13 protein-coding genes are annotated in these 14,414 nt (G+C 39.9%); 7 read left to right on the top strand and 6 right to left on the bottom strand.

Going from position 1 to position 14,414, the window contains the following annotated elements; all coding sequences use genetic code 11:
- Nucleotides 1-1,942 precede the first annotated feature (1,942 nt).
- Both H6H03_RS31575 and H6H03_RS31570 read left to right on the top strand, forming a co-directional pair.
- Nucleotides 1,943-4,036: a TonB-dependent receptor plug domain-containing protein gene (locus H6H03_RS31575; protein WP_190958986.1), complete on the top strand. Its 2,094-nt coding sequence runs from the start codon at nucleotides 1,943-1,945 to the stop codon at nucleotides 4,034-4,036.
- Nucleotides 4,037-4,311: 275 nt separating this feature from the next.
- Complete coding sequence (locus tag H6H03_RS31570; RefSeq protein WP_190958985.1) at nucleotides 4,312-4,608, top strand: hypothetical protein; 297 nt, start codon at nucleotides 4,312-4,314, stop codon at nucleotides 4,606-4,608.
- 118 nt (nucleotides 4,609-4,726) lie between these two features.
- Here H6H03_RS31570 and H6H03_RS31565 read toward each other — a convergent pair whose 3' ends face one another.
- Nucleotides 4,727-4,969 (bottom strand): hypothetical protein, encoded by a 243-nt coding sequence (locus H6H03_RS31565; RefSeq protein WP_190958984.1) that lies wholly within the window; start codon nucleotides 4,967-4,969, stop codon nucleotides 4,727-4,729.
- 430 nt (nucleotides 4,970-5,399) lie between these two features.
- On the opposite strand from H6H03_RS31565, the gene H6H03_RS31560 reads away from it, so the two are divergent.
- The gene (locus H6H03_RS31560) at nucleotides 5,400-5,789 is read left to right on the top strand and encodes a hypothetical protein (RefSeq protein ID WP_190958983.1); all 390 of its coding nucleotides are present in this window, start codon (nucleotides 5,400-5,402) and stop codon (nucleotides 5,787-5,789) included.
- Between the two features lie 526 nt (nucleotides 5,790-6,315).
- The gene (locus H6H03_RS31555) at nucleotides 6,316-8,646 is read left to right on the top strand and encodes a WD40 repeat domain-containing protein (protein ID WP_190958982.1); all 2,331 of its coding nucleotides are present in this window, start codon (nucleotides 6,316-6,318) and stop codon (nucleotides 8,644-8,646) included.
- On the opposite strand, the gene H6H03_RS31550 is transcribed toward H6H03_RS31555, so the two are convergent.
- Entirely contained in the window at nucleotides 8,596-8,853 is a 258-nt protein-coding gene (locus H6H03_RS31550) for a hypothetical protein (protein ID WP_190959006.1), read from the bottom strand. The genes H6H03_RS31555 and H6H03_RS31550 overlap by 51 nt on opposite strands.
- A 5-nt stretch (nucleotides 8,854-8,858) precedes the next feature.
- Between H6H03_RS31550 and H6H03_RS31545 the strand changes: the two genes are divergently transcribed.
- Complete coding sequence (locus H6H03_RS31545; protein WP_190958981.1) at nucleotides 8,859-9,479, top strand: Uma2 family endonuclease; 621 nt, start codon at nucleotides 8,859-8,861, stop codon at nucleotides 9,477-9,479.
- Nucleotides 9,480-9,568: 89 nt separating this feature from the next.
- On the opposite strand, the gene H6H03_RS41560 is transcribed toward H6H03_RS31545, so the two are convergent.
- Complete coding sequence (locus H6H03_RS41560) at nucleotides 9,569-9,697, bottom strand: hypothetical protein (RefSeq protein WP_277926210.1); 129 nt, start codon at nucleotides 9,695-9,697, stop codon at nucleotides 9,569-9,571.
- 40 nt (nucleotides 9,698-9,737) lie between these two features.
- Between H6H03_RS41560 and H6H03_RS31540 the strand changes: the two genes are divergently transcribed.
- Together H6H03_RS31540 and H6H03_RS31535 are read left to right on the top strand one after the other, a co-directional pair.
- Nucleotides 9,738-10,070 carry a type II toxin-antitoxin system Phd/YefM family antitoxin gene (locus H6H03_RS31540; RefSeq protein WP_242058083.1) on the top strand — a complete coding sequence of 111 codons (333 nt, stop codon included), beginning with the start codon at nucleotides 9,738-9,740 and terminating at the stop codon, nucleotides 10,068-10,070.
- Entirely contained in the window at nucleotides 10,067-10,384 is a 318-nt protein-coding gene (locus tag H6H03_RS31535) for a type II toxin-antitoxin system RelE/ParE family toxin (RefSeq protein ID WP_190958980.1), read from the top strand. The genes H6H03_RS31540 and H6H03_RS31535 overlap by 4 nt, the downstream gene beginning before the upstream one ends.
- On the opposite strand, the gene ptsP is transcribed toward H6H03_RS31535, so the two are convergent.
- The 3 genes from ptsP to H6H03_RS31520 form a co-directional block, all read right to left on the bottom strand.
- Nucleotides 10,368-12,884 carry a phosphoenolpyruvate--protein phosphotransferase gene (ptsP, locus tag H6H03_RS31530; RefSeq protein ID WP_190959002.1) on the bottom strand — a complete coding sequence of 839 codons (2,517 nt, stop codon included), beginning with the start codon at nucleotides 12,882-12,884 and terminating at the stop codon, nucleotides 10,368-10,370. The two genes, H6H03_RS31535 and ptsP, sit on opposite strands and share 17 nt — an antisense overlap.
- 67 nt (nucleotides 12,885-12,951) lie before the next feature.
- Complete coding sequence (locus tag H6H03_RS31525; RefSeq protein ID WP_190958979.1) at nucleotides 12,952-14,148, bottom strand: hypothetical protein; 1,197 nt, start codon at nucleotides 14,146-14,148, stop codon at nucleotides 12,952-12,954.
- Nucleotides 14,149-14,183: 35 nt separating this feature from the next.
- On the bottom strand, nucleotides 14,184-14,414 hold a 231-nt coding region (locus H6H03_RS31520), incomplete at its 5' end, for a hypothetical protein (protein WP_190958978.1).

The raw sequence follows: 14,414 nt of genomic DNA, 5'->3' as shown, positions 1-14,414 counted from the left end.
GATTTTAAAAATAATTTCACGCACCAGAGGCAGCGCCAAGTTTGACAAATCCCTTAGGCAGATTGCCGGACTTGTGCAAACTAGCGTTGCATCAAAACTTTCCTAGACGAGCACGCCTAGAAAAGAGATCGCAAAAAATCTTTAGTGTTCACAACTAATTTAGAATTGCTGTAGTAATAAATAGTCAGCAGTATCACTAAAGGAGCTTTTTTAATAAAAGCTACCAAAGAAGAAACTACTACTTCTATATCACTACTAAATTAAGCTTCTTAATCCGTCTTCCAAAATCAGATTGTTTCTACTAACCGATATGTCAAAACCCTCGAAAGTGGAAGCTTTTAACTAAAATTTTGATATCAAAATCTGTAGATATAAAACTTAAATAGCTATATCTACATCTTTATTTTAGCTTGTAAACTTTTTTTGCTAAAAGCAGCATGGAAAAGTAAATTTAAGGTATACTTTTTTGTTGAGGCAACTTAAATAGTTATATACCTAAAATTGCTTGCTTTTATTAGTAGATTTATATGAATAACTAATTTTTTATCATTTTATGGATATCTCAATTGATTTAATAATTATTTAATAAGAAAAACTTGACTTGGCTAGTACACTAGTCAAGTAGAAAAATTGTTTTTTAGTGGTGTTCGGTTGAACTTCCTAACTTATGAATGATTATTTAACTTTTTTTTTATAATCGTAACCGTATTCTTGAGCAATTTTAATTAATTGACAGATATTTTGATTACAATGTATCGTTTGTAATACTTAGTTGGACTTAAATTACTTAAATCAGTCTTTAAAATTAGGAAAATATATTATAAAAGCTGTAGTTTTTAGAGTAGCTTACTGAACACCTTAGCTCCCGATTTGAATTCAAAATTTTCTTGGGAAAGTTTTGTAATCCCCAAAGCTTAATTTTTGACTATCTGCAAAATCAAAAATCTAAAATGCTAGAGATAAAGACTCTTTATTAAATAATTTATTTGGGCATTTTTTTGATTTTTTTTATCTATAAATAAATGTTGCTTCCTTGAGAAATTTTTTCAGTTAAAGCCTAAAACCTCTACTTACAAATTCTCTAGATTAATTTATTATTTCCATGAAACTAGCTTTTTGAGTGGTTGTCAAAAATATTACCTCTGATTTTTTTAACTTAAATGCATGTAGTCTGTAGTTTTTTTAAAATTAAATAAAAATTATTTGTCAATAAAATTACTTTTATGTACTTAGTCAATCTAAGTATTTTGCTTGGTTGATAGATATAAATTAAGTAATTTTTTATGTATCTATATTTTAATAAAGTTTGATAAAAAATCATTGCTTCAATTTATATACCGTTTAAATCAGTATTTTTACATATAAGTCATGATTTTATGACATAGATGTATGTTATAAAAACATGTATCTTAGTTGATTAACAAGGTTAAAAGCTAACAAGAGATATAATCTTCTATCAAAAGAGCGATATTATTCTATACATATAGCTAGTGTATAAAATATACATAGCATAAAATTACATTTCTATCTATAGATTGACAAAAAATACAAAACTTGCATTTACAAAGCATAACTATATTTATTGTGTGTGTTCAAGTCTGCAAAATCAGTGAAGGTAATATTTATTTGTTACTTGAGTCACTACTTAAGTTTTGATGTAAATTTCTAAAAAGCTTATTTAAAAAAGGATTATAGACAATCAGTATTAATGTATATAAATTAATTTAGGGCTAAGTATGAAGAGCGATCGCTGATTTAACGACTTCCAAACCAACAACACATAGAACTACTTATTTTCGAGTAGGCGCTTTTGAAGTAGCTGCAAAATCTGAGGTGCTGTACTCCTAATTGATGCAAATATGACACTGTGTCTTTTGACATAGTTCTACCGCAACCGCAAGAATACGCGTGGTGACTGTTTTAACTTGGTGTGAAAGAGAACGTGAAAAAGTATTTTTCCTTGCTAACAGTAGGTTTACCAACTTTACTGATAGCATTTCCTGGTTTAGCTGCTGATACTGAAATTGAACAGAGAAATACGAATAAATCAACCGAAGCTATTTCAAATATTCCGAGTTTGAGTGAAATCGACTTACCGGCGACTAATGCTGAATTATTAACTCAAGAATCTACACCGAGTGAAATTGAGTCAGAAACTCAGCCGGAAACAGAGTCAGATTCTAGCGATGATGAAGACATTAACATAGAAGCGATCGCAGAATCAGACAGCCTGCCTCAGTCTACACCAACTTACGTAATTGAGAAAGAAGAAATTCAAAAGCAAGGTGCAACCAGCTTAGCTGATGTTTTAAAAAGAATGCCTGGTTTTGCTATTAATGATGTCGGCCCCGGTGCAGATATTCACACAGGAACATATTACCGTGGAGCTTCAATTAATCAATCTGTATATCTGATTAATGGCAGACCAATTAACAATAATGTCAACACCTATCACGGTGCAACTGATTTAAATAGCATTCCTGTAGAAGCGATCGAGCGAGTAGAATTATATAGTGGTACAGCATCAACTTTGTATGGTTCCTCAACCTTTGGGGGAGTTGTTAATATCATCACCAAAGAAGGTTATGGACAGCCGAAATTTTCTGGTACTACAGAATTTGGCTCATTGAGTTTAAATAATCAACAAGTAACCTATGGTGGTTCGGTTGGTTCTGTAAAATACAATTTTAGCTTTGAAAGATTCTTTTCAGATAACCGTTATCGCGTACCTGTAGGTGCAGCAAATCGAGATAGCCAAGGGTTTTTATCAAATGCAGACACAGCTACAAGTACTTACTTTGGTAGTATTGGCCTAGATTTAGATCGAAGAAATTCTTTGAACTTAGATATTACTAAACTCAGTAGTCGTCGCGGCTTAATTTATTTTGGTTTTCCTCTCCAACAAGATAGATTAGACCACGACGGTTTAAATGTTGGCTTATCTTGGAAAACTCGACTAGGTAATGGAGAAAGCTCTAATCTGACAACAACAATTGGTTATAACCAAGATTATTTCAGCACCTATGGCCCTACAGGAATATTTTCCCGTACAGGAGTTTTAGATACACAACAACTCTCAGCTAGAGTAGATCATGAATGGAGAATTACTGCCAATAATAAATTGCGTTGGGGTTTAGATTTGAAAAACACCGACTTAATCGGTGATGTTTTGAGTACAAATCCTAGTAGGATTGGCAATAACGAAATTGAAAATAGGAGTTTGTTCAATACAGCTTTATTTGCTGTGAATACTTTGAATATTAGCGAAAGTTTTCTGGTAGATTTAGGACTCAGACAAAGCTTTGACAGCGAGTTTGGAAGTTATTTGAATCCTAGTGCCGGTTTACGTTATGCAGTTACACCAATAGTAGCAGTGCGCGGAAGTTGGGCCGGGGGACAACGCAATCCTGGGTTAGATCAGTTATATGTTTATGATACGGTTCATGGTTGGGAACCTAATCCTGATTTAGAGCCAGAAATCGGTTCAACTTGGAGTGCAGGAGTGGATGTCAAATTTTCTGACAATTTGATTGGGCAGTTTACTTACTTTGGTAGTAGTATACGCGATCGCCTGGGAATCATAGCAGGAAGATGGGCAAACATTGGATTAGTAGATACCAATGGTTTAGAAGCCGCATTGCAATTAAAAATTGCTGCTGGTTGGTCAACTTTTCTCAACTATACTTATACAGATGCCCAAATCAAAACAGGAGCAGAAAGAGGTTTGCAGTTAGGTTTAATTCCTTACTCTGTACTCCAAACTGGTGTAGGTTATCAAAGTGCAGGTTGGCAAGCTAACTTATATGTTACTTACAACAGTGGCGCTCGCAGGTCTATCTTTACGAACCCTGGTGATAGGACTACAGATTTTGCACCATCTTTTGTGAATTTAGATTTCACCGGTCGTATACCTTTAACTAGCAATTTAGGACTGACAGTTTACCTCGAAAATTTGTTAGGTGAACAATACGAGCGAGTCAACCGCATATATAGCCCTGGTTTTACTTTTCGTGTAGGTTTAAGCTCAAGTTTGTAGATGCCGACTTTTCGCTGTGTACTCTGTGCTTTAGATTTCTCTAACCACAGAGGCGCAGAGAACACAGAGATAAGATGGTGCGTTAGGCTAAAGCTATCAGGACTTACGCACTCAGATCCCCCAACCCCCTTAAAAAGGGGGCTTTAGAATTCCCCCCTTTTTAAGGGGGTTGGGGGGATCGAGGTTTCAGGCTTCAGTGCGTAAGTCCTAGCTATAACGCATTACTTAAGATTTACTTTTTATCTAAAATCTAAAATCTAAAATCCAAAATTTCAATGAGAGCGAGGATTGAAAATAAATTACTTTTTATCCACCATGAAGATTTGCCAGAGTTTAAAAAGGGCGGTTCTGTGGTGAGAAATTCATATTTCTGGGCACTACGTTCAATTGCTGGCCAAGCTTCCCGTTATCGTGATTGGGAATATGAGCCGGAGGTTTGGCTGGCCCTTTCGCGGATGCTGTTATCGTTCGCTGAATCTGGGTATTTGGGTTACAGAGAGACTGTGTTAGAGTTTCCGTTGTCTCAAGGGGAAATTCCCGATGTGTTGCGAAATGTATCCACTTGGGAGTAGTAGGGATTTTGGATTTTAGATTTTGGATTTTGGATTAAAAACTGGCTAGGTAATCCGAATTAAGCGTTTATTGTAAGACTATCAAGCTTTAAGCCTAATTTAAGATGTTTTACGGGTCTTAAATCAAGTTTATGACTTGAAAAGCAGCTTTTGCGACTTGAAAAGCAGCTTTTGTGACTTGAAAAGCAGCTTTTGCGACTTGAAAAGCAGCTTTTGTGACTTGAAAAGCAGCTTTTGCGACTTGAAAAGCAGCTTTTGCGACTTGAAAAGTTGCTTTTGCGACTTGAAAAGCAGCTTTTGCGACTTGAAAAGTTGCTTTTGCGACTCGTAATGCTAATTGGATAAATACAACAGATTGCAAACGAGTGAGGTACAGATCATCGTAAGGGCAAAACAGCTGTCATTGGTGTCAACTTAACGTGAAAGACTAGTCTGATAAGCATTTCAAAATTTTTCGATGTGCTACCTAGATTTTCGATCCCCCCTAACTCCCCTTAAAAAGGGGGGAACTAGAGCCTTGTGCCCCCTTTTTAAGGGGATTGGGGGATCTAAAACCACGATAAATTGAGTATTTGAGCTTAAGTTGACACTAATGTACAGCTGTAAAGCCCCTACCCATGTACTTAATTTACCTGAAAGACGCTGTATTTTTTTATCTGAATGGGGGCACTTAAATGAGGTTCATTGCGTCAGCATTAGCCATCATGGACAAATCTTAGTTAACAGCAGTGCTGAAATAAGCTAGTTCTGAGAAAAGTATTAAAATGCGGCAGTTAGTGTAGGAAAACAACGTGAAAATAGGCTTTATTGCTAAAACATTAATTACATCCATAGGATTTTTCACTTTATTTGCTCCAAGTCAAGCATCGGCTCAACTGATACCGCAACCTTGGGTTTCAGTGGGTGGCAAAGATGGTGATGTAACTTATGCTGTAGGTGCTAGGGCTTTGAATTTTGGAGTTGAACTAGGAACAGGCCCTGATGGTGCTACAGGAGTAGATGTTTTGAAATTTATCAGTTTGCCTGTGGTTTCACCTTATGTAGGAGTTGGACTTTATTCAGAAGATAAAGGTGTTGCGGTTTCAGGTGGTGTTCAGGTAGGCGCAACTGATAATGTTTTTGTAGGTGCTGGTTACAATTCTATTCGCGGCTTTAATGGGCAAGTGGGAATCAGGTTTTAACAGGTGTCTTGAGTTAGGCAATGGGCAATAGGGGATTTGCAAATTAAAAAATATCGAAATTATTATTGTCAATCGATATTTTGTGTCCTTAGAGTTAGGGGCGGGCGAGACGCCCACCCCACAAGATTTTACAAAATTGAATAATTGATTTATTGGTAATCTTTAGGAATAGATAATAGGGAACAAACGATAGATTTTTTTTAATCAATGGCTCCTCCTTTAGGTTTATCCGTGGGGGTAATCCAAAATCTAAAATCCGTCTTGAAATGATTTAGGGTAGCTATAATCGTTTGATAGCTTCGTAATACACATTGGTTAAACGAAATACTAGATGCTGCGTCTCAATCCCACATCATACGCCTGATAACTGTTGTGGAAAAATTTGGACAATACATGCTATCTTTTTGGATAGATGACATTCTATAGACAAAGAGTAATGTGTATTGTCTACACAATGTCTAACACTCGGCTATTATTCAGATTTTCGGCACACTGTTAGTGTTATTTATTTAACAGGACTCTCCTTATGGAGCCAGGGCTAAGATTACTAATTCAATTGGTATTAGAGTTTGCACCTGTAATTGTAGACCTGATACAAAAGAGAAAAGAAGAAAGTCTGACTACAACTAATTATCTATTGCCAACAGTCATCAATGAAGCTGTCAGGTTTGGCAAGAATCTGATGGCAGAAAATGATAGCTATGACTCAAGTTTTGAACAAACAAAACTTCTGCAACAAAAATTAGCTGTTTATCAGCGTGAAACACAATTAAAAGTAGCAAATCAAGAAAGAGAGACTACTCTTAAGTTACCAGAAGTATACAAAATTTTTGATAGTTGGCCTTTAAGATTATATCCGTCACAAATTTTAGAATCTCATACAAATCAAGGACGCACTCCGCTAAAAGTTTTTCTCGCTCCTCCCCAAATCAAGTTCGACCAATTTGAACATAAGACTGATGGTGTTTCTGAAATAGAACTAATGTTGGCTGAAGGTTTAAGAAAATTGTTCAATCAGCATTATTCTCTGCACAATCCCATTAGACCAACAGAATTTTTAGCAGGGGCTTGGGATAGTAAACGTTTTCATAGTGAATCTAGTATCAAGGCTCTGTATGGCATATTAAAAACAGAGCCTATTTTAATTTTAGAATCAGAAAATGATGGAGATTATCTAAATTTTCGGATTGCTTATTGGGGATTCAAGCAAGATAGGTATTACTACAAAACAATTGCACGGTTGTCTTATAAAGAAATTCTTCAGGAATCTGCTAAAAGTCGCGCTCTGGAGTGGAAGCAAATTCGAGATGAATTATTAGCGCTGGGAGAAAATTTAGAAGAAATCAATCTTTTGGGTAGAGATAATGTATTTAACTTGGCTATTTTAGAAAAATCAGAAAAATGGCAAGCTCAAGGGATTGATGTGAGCAAGTTATCTTTGCAGTATCAAGTTAATCATCAAGATTTTGAAAAACTTTGCCAAGTATTGATTACTTGTCACTTTCTGGTTGCTGCTTGGGTAGCGGATATTTATCATTTAGTTCATCACGATGTACCGCCTTTGCTGCCAAAGTTGCTGCCAAGTTTGCTCAAAGATGCTTTTGATTTACAATCTGTGCAAGCGATAGCCACAGGTTATAAACAAGTCTACCAAGCTCTAGAACAGGAACGACGTTATTGGGTTCCAGAGTTGGCTTTGCAGTTAGCTCAAAGTTTATCTCATTTACCCGATCGCTCTTGGGCACAAGAACAAATTGATTATTCAATCAGCACATGGTTGGAATTGCGTCAAGCCTCACCACAGGAATTTGCTAACCCTTTAGAGGCGATGCAATCGGCTGTGAGAATTGAAGATGAAGAGTATTTCCAAAACTTAAAAGCATATTTTACAACTGTGGGCGATCGCCAAAGTATTCTCAGTGTAGAAAAACTGTTAGATGCGATCGCCACTCTCAAATATAAACTTACCTTAGAAAATGCCAATCTCAGGTACACCCTCACTGGACATGCTGGTAAAGTCACTTCTGTGGCCGTTAGCCCTGATGGCGAAATTTTAGTTAGCGGCTGTGCAGACAAAACCATCAGTCTCTGGAATCTGCAAACTGGGAAACTAATTCGCACTCTCACAGAGAATTTGGGTGAAGTTTCATCTCTAGCAATTAGCCCCGATGGTAGTTTCCTGGCTATTGGTAGCTGCGAACACCCCAAAAGTAATGTCAAAGTTTTGCATTTGAAAACAGGCAAAGTATTGCACACACTTTTAGGGCATCAAAAACCTGTAAATGTCGTGGCAATCAGCCCAGATGGTACAATTCTTGCCAGTGGCAGTAATAAAATCAAGATTTGGAATTTAGATAAAGGCGACCGCATTTGTACCCTTTGGCATTCATCGGCTGTTCATGCCGTAGCAATCAGCCTTGATGGTACGATTCTTGCCAGCGGTAGTTCTGATAACAAAATCAGGTTGTGGAATCCACGCACGGGCGACCCGTTAAGTACGCTAAACGGTCATGATAGCGAAGTTAATTCAATTGCCATGAGTCCCGATGCACAATTTCTCTTCAGTGGTAGTGCTGACACAACCATCAAAGTTTGGCATTTGGCTACTGGTAAATTGCTGCACACATTAACTCGACACTCAGAAGCAGTAAAATCCTTAGCCGTTACTCCAGATGGACAAACTCTAATTAGCGGTAGTGCAGATAAAACCATCAAAATTTGGCGACTTTCCACAGGCGAACTACTGCAAACCCTCACTGGCCATTCAGAGACAGTGAATTCTCTAGCTTTAAGTCCTGATGGTAAGTTACTTGCCAGCGGTAGTACAGACCAAACCATCAAAATTTGGGAGATATAGGGATTGGGGACTGGGGACTGGGGATTGGGAAGGTGGGGACTGGGGACTGGGGACTGGGGACTGGGGACTGGGGAGATGAGGGAGTGAGAGAGAAATAACCAATACCCAATGCCCAATGCCCAATGCCCAATGCTCAATGCCCAATGCCCAATGCCCAATGCCCAATGCCCAATGCCCAATGCCCAATGCCCAATGCCCAATAAGCAATAACTATGACTCAAGTCTTACGTCAACTAGTAACATTCGATGAATTTATCAGTTGGTATCCAGAAAACGCACAGCAACGCTATGAACTACATGATGGAGTAATTGTTGAGATGGTACCACCAAAAGGTGACCATGAAGAAATTGTCGGTTTTTTGGCACTGGAAATATCTGCCGAAATTAAAAGACTTAAACTGCCCTACTTCATTCCCAAAACAGCATTTATTAAACCATTGGAAGCTGATTCAGCTTATTCACCAGATGTGTTGATTTTAAATCGTCCTAATTTAGTAAACGAGCCTTTGTGGAAAAAAGAATCAACTGTATCCTATGCAGCATCAATTCCTTTGGTAATTAAAGTTGTAAGTACCAACTGGAGAGATGATTATTTAAAAAAAGCTGCTGACTATGAAGCAGTAGGTATCGGGGAATACTGGATTGTAGATTATGCAGCTTTAGGTGGTAGACGATTTATTGGCAATCCCAAACAACCAACTATCTCAGTTTACTTGTTGGTTGAAGGGGAATACCAAGTCCGACAGTTTCTTCAGGGCGATGTCATTGAATCACCAACGTTCCCGGAATTGAATTTAACTGCTGAACAGATTTTTCAAACCGCCAACATGTAGAGACGTTGCAATGCAACGTCTCTACACCCAAGAATAGGCCATTCGGTTTCGGTTAAGGCAACAGACGCGATAAATCGCCGTCTCTACAATCATGGGTGTGGGTGCGTTAATAGTTCTCTGACCTGTTGTGCTGAATCTTGTTCTAATGCTGATGCGGCGATCGCCTCAGCTTCAGGTAGGGTTAATTTAGCTTTGGTTTTCTGGTTGACGCACAGCATAAAAAAAAATAGTATCGATTTAGGTACTTAATTAGGTGCGATGATGGTCAACGTTGAAAATATTCACTCGCTAACAGACTTTCGCCGCAATGCCAGCAATTATGTTGAGCAAATTAAAGAAACAAAAGCTCCACTGGTATTAACGGTGAATGGGGAAGCAGCGGTAGTAGTTCAAGATGCCCATACTTTCCAACAGATGTTAAATCGATTGCAGCAGCTTGAACAAGAGTTAAACCAACTGAAGCTAGAAAACTTGCAACAGGAAATTCAAAAGGGTATTAACCAAGCTGATAGAGGCGAACTCTTCGATGGGGAAGAAGTTATGGCACGACTTCAAGCTCGTTACCAGGCTGGTTTGGCTGACGCTTCATGAGTCATTATACCTTTACGCCGTTAGCAGTCAGCGACCTCGATAACATCTATGAATACATAGCTTCAAATGACCTCCCAATATTGGGACGATTGCTTAACCGCTTTACCGAATTGTTTAGGAAACTTGCTGCTATGCCTGGAATTGGTCGTAACCGTGCTGAGTTAGGCGAAGGTATAAAGAGCTTTCCCTCTGGTAATTATGTCATCTTTTATCGGACGGTTGAAGGAGGAATTGAAATTATGCGTGTCTTGCATGGGGCGCGAGATATCGAGAAGATATTTGCTCAGGACACCGAATTTACCCAGGGCGATTAACTGAAGTTGAGATTAGCTCTTTGACCTGTTGTGCGGAATCTTGTTGTAATGCTGATGCGGCGATCGCCTCACTCTCGGCTAAACTTAACTGATGAATGCCCTGCTTAATTGCAGGTATACTTTGAGGATTTACACTTAATTCATCCAGTCCCAAACCTAATAAAATCGCTGTTGCTAAAGGATCTGCCGCCAATTCGCCACATAAACCGACGGAAATTCCTGCTGTATGACCAGCCTCAACGGTTTGCTTTACCATCCTTAATACCGCTGGATGCAGCGCATCAACTAAATTTGCCACCCGTGGGTTAGTACGATCGCCTGCCATGACATACTGGCTAAGGTCATTAGTGCCGATACTAAAGAAGTCTACTTCAGCAGCTAATCGATCTGCCATCACCACTGCTGATGGCACCTCTACCATAATCCCTAATTTTATTCCTGTATCATAGGGAATACCAGCTTGCTTGAGTTCAGCCTGCACCTCACCGAGAATTGCTTTAGCTGCACGCACCTCCGTTAAAGTAGCAATCATCGGCAACATAATTTTAATTTCGTGTCCAACACTGGCTCTCAAAATTGCCCGTAACTGAGTTTTGAAAACTTCTGGATTACCCAAGCAAAAACGAATTCCCCGCCAACCTAAAAATGGGTTGGCTTCGGGAAACCCTACCCTCAAATATGGAAGTGGCTTGTCGCCGCCAATATCCAAAGTCCGAATCATCAGCGGACGATGTTCCAAAACTTGAGCGATCGCCTGATACACTGCTAATTGTTCTTCTTCAGTGGGGGCGCTTGTTCTGTCCAAATAGAGAAACTCGGTGCGGAGTAGTCCCACACCTTCGGCACCATTAGCTACAGCAACTTGGACATCAGCAATACTGCCGATATTGGCAAAAACACTCACTTGCCGACCATCACGAGTAATTGCTGGCTGGTGTGCCGTGGCTCGTGCTTGCTGTTGGGCTGTTTGCCAAGCTTCTCGCTTTGCCTGAAGCTGTTCTAGAATGTCTAACTCTGGTTCCACCCAAGCTTTGCCGCTTTCACCATCCAATGCCATAAGTGTACCATCTGCCAAGTACAAGACCTGGGCATCTACTCCCAAAACTGCGGGAATACCTAAAGTCCGGGCGATAATTGCACTGTGGGAAGTGGCACTCCCAGAAGTTGTACAAATGCCCAGTACCTTTGTCGGGTCTAGTCCGACGGTATCTGAAGGTGTTAAATCGCTGGCTACCAAAATCGCTGGTGACTCTAGATGCAAGTTTGCAGGGGCATTTCCAGTTAGTAAGCGCATCACCCTTTGTCCCACATCCACAACATCGTCCACTCGCTCTTGCAAATAAGAGTCCTCAAGTGTGCGATAGGAGGTTGCCACTTCATCGACTGCCCCTTGCCAAGCGGCTTCGGCATTTATATGCTGTTCTAAAATGCGCCCATAAGCCGCTTCTAAAAGAACTGGATCTTCTAAAAATAGTAAATGGGCGTCAAAGATTGCAGCTTCAGCATCGCCAATTTGAAAAGATGCTTGTGAGAACACCGCCTGAATTTCTTGGCGGGCGATATGAATTGCTGCCTGTAACCTTTGCCACTCTGCTTCGGTATCATCTACGTGATATTCGGTAACTGCAATTGGGGCGGGTTGATAATGAACAACAGGTGCGATCGCCACTCCAGCAGAAGCCGGAATTCCCGACAGTTCGCCATCAGTGGCTGGGGTAACTTTGTGTTGCAAAACTGGTGGATGATTAAAAGCAGCATTATCGTCGCCAAAATTAGTGGCAAACAATACTTGCAATGCTGCCAGTGCTGCATCTGCATCTGAGCCGGTGGCAGTAATTAGCAATTCGTGTCCTTGACGCACCCCTAAAGTTGTGACTTGGTTAATACTGTCACCCCGGACTAACCCGCTATTTCTAGTTAAATTTTGCACCAGAATTTGAGATTGAAATCTGGCTGCGGTTGCTACAAACTGGGCTGCGGGGCGGGCGTGTAAGCCTAAGCGATTGCTGACAATCAGCCGGATTTCTCGCGTTGGGGATTCTGGATTGCTGGCTGGGATGTGGCTATCCACAACCGACGCAGGGCTACTAACTCCACCCAATTGAGTTGCTTTTGCTAATAATGCGCCTCGTGCTTCCGCCATCACTTGTTGAATATTACTACCAGCTGCTGCGGCTACCACAGCAGCGATCGCACCTTCCACTAGAGGCGCTTCACACAAATATACTTTTTGCCGTTGTTCCTCTGGTAGAAACTCCAGCGCCATTTCTGCGCTGAGTAAAGCACTACCCAAATCCATTAACACCAAGACACCATCATCAGAGAAAACAGCAGCGATCGCTTCACTAACCTGGATGGGATCTGTACCCAAGGGATTTTCCGGATCTTCAATACCTGCTGCAATAGCAATGGGGACTTCGCCCCGAACCATCTGCGCGGCGAGTTCCCGCACACCCAAAGCTAATTGTTTACTGTGAGAAACTATGACAATTCCGACCACTGCCACACCGCCAATCTTATTGAGAGGTTTGCGATCAGCCAGTTATCCATTTCATTTTCCCATTGAGCTAAAATTGCAACTGCCCGAAGATATTCCGGTCTTTGGAGTTAGAAACCCGAACAAAATAGCCCTCTTTTATAGGAATACGTGGTGTCCATTCATGAACGCCATCGCTAGCAGTACGGGAAGAAATGTTTTGAATAAGTTTCTTCTCATAGTACAACCTAATCGAGACATCGCCATCAAAATTGTCTCGCCACAATATTAAATAAGGCTGATCTTTGTTTGCAATGACTTTGCCTGCTGGTTGACTGAGGAAAATTTTTGGTGCAACTTGATTTTTACTTTTCTTACGGAATCCTAGATAATGAGGTAAGTCTCGGAAAGTGGGATTTTCTTGCAGATTAGATAGTTGTGGGACAATAATATTTCCTTTTTGGGGATTGAACAAATAAGTCGATCTGCCTCCGTCAACGGTAATGATATCGCCTTTGACTCCTAATTTACGTAATAAATCCGCTGCCTCGTCTAAAGTTGCTTGGTTCACTGTCATAATCAACAACAACTCGTCACCCTTAACACTATCTTTGTTAAGAGTACCGATGACTTGGTATTTATTCACTTGATTTTGAGCTAATACTTTTGCCGGATGATCGCTGTATTGGTAAGTGACGATCGCGTTTTTTACTGCTTTTTGATTCAGAGGCGCACCACTAACGCGATCGTAATTTGTAATGTATGCCTGCTGATCATCCCAGACTAAAGCCTTGAGGCGAATATTACTATAATATTTGTCTTTTGGTTCTTTGACCGGGCCGTAGGGACTATTACCGCCGCTGATGACTACACCATTGAGTTTTATAGGAAAAGATAATTGAGTGCTGGGTTGATATTGCTCAAAAAAAGAACAATTAATAATAGAAAAAACGTTGTTAGCGTAAAGTTTTTGATATTCGTCTGCAACTTCAGAGAATAACTTATTTTTGAAGAAAGGACTGTAATGTCCGCCTTCTCCTTGATAATATTTACCTTGATTTTGACCCATATTATTGACCTCTCCAATGATTTGGTCAACGTGCATTTTGCGGAGGTCAATAACTTGTAAATAAGCTTCGTTACCGTTCGTTAATTCTTTTCTATATAAAGCTGCACCGTCTATCTTTTGGAGAGGCTGATAAGAAGATAAAGGATCGAAACTTTGAGCAATCCACAGGCTACTCAAAATTGGCAGTAAAAAAAACAATAAATTGATGAGAACATTCATCAGAATTTTCTTGAGGCAGAAATATGTCTCAGGAATTATAATCTAGATTTTGATATTAACCAGGTTTTGTGAAGTTTAAGTTTGAGCCTCAGAAGGTCAACGTCGAGCCTCAGAAGGTCAACGTCGAGCCTCAGAAGGTCAACGTCGAGCCTCAGAAGGTCAAAGTCGAGCCTCAGAAGGTCAACGTTGAGCCTCAGAAGGTCAACGTCGAGCCTCAGAAGGTCAACGTCGAGCCTCAGAAGGTCAACGTTGAGCCTCAGAAGGTC

It is taken from the genome of Nostoc paludosum FACHB-159, from assembly GCF_014698835.1.
GTDB classification, from domain to species: domain Bacteria; phylum Cyanobacteriota; class Cyanobacteriia; order Cyanobacteriales; family Nostocaceae; genus Nostoc; species Nostoc paludosum.
This window is presented reverse-complemented; position numbering and strand designations above follow the sequence as displayed.

What these genes read in the sequence shown, in the direction of transcription:
- H6H03_RS31535 (WP_190958980.1), top strand. Translation starts at nt 10,067, where the DNA reads ATGAGTCATTATACCTTTACGCCGTTAGCAGTCAGCGACCTCGATAAC.
- H6H03_RS31540 (WP_242058083.1), top strand. Translation starts at nt 9,738, where the DNA reads ATGATGGTCAACGTTGAAAATATTCACTCGCTAACAGACTTTCGCCGC.
- H6H03_RS41560 (WP_277926210.1), bottom strand. Translation starts at nt 9,697, where the DNA reads ATGCTGTGCGTCAACCAGAAAACCAAAGCTAAATTAACCCTACCTGAA.
- H6H03_RS31525 (WP_190958979.1), bottom strand. Translation starts at nt 14,148, where the DNA reads ATGAATGTTCTCATCAATTTATTGTTTTTTTTACTGCCAATTTTGAGT.
- H6H03_RS31555 (WP_190958982.1), top strand. Translation starts at nt 6,316, where the DNA reads ATGGAGCCAGGGCTAAGATTACTAATTCAATTGGTATTAGAGTTTGCA.
- H6H03_RS31545 (WP_190958981.1), top strand. Translation starts at nt 8,859, where the DNA reads ATGACTCAAGTCTTACGTCAACTAGTAACATTCGATGAATTTATCAGT.
- H6H03_RS31570 (WP_190958985.1), top strand. Translation starts at nt 4,312, where the DNA reads ATGAGAGCGAGGATTGAAAATAAATTACTTTTTATCCACCATGAAGAT.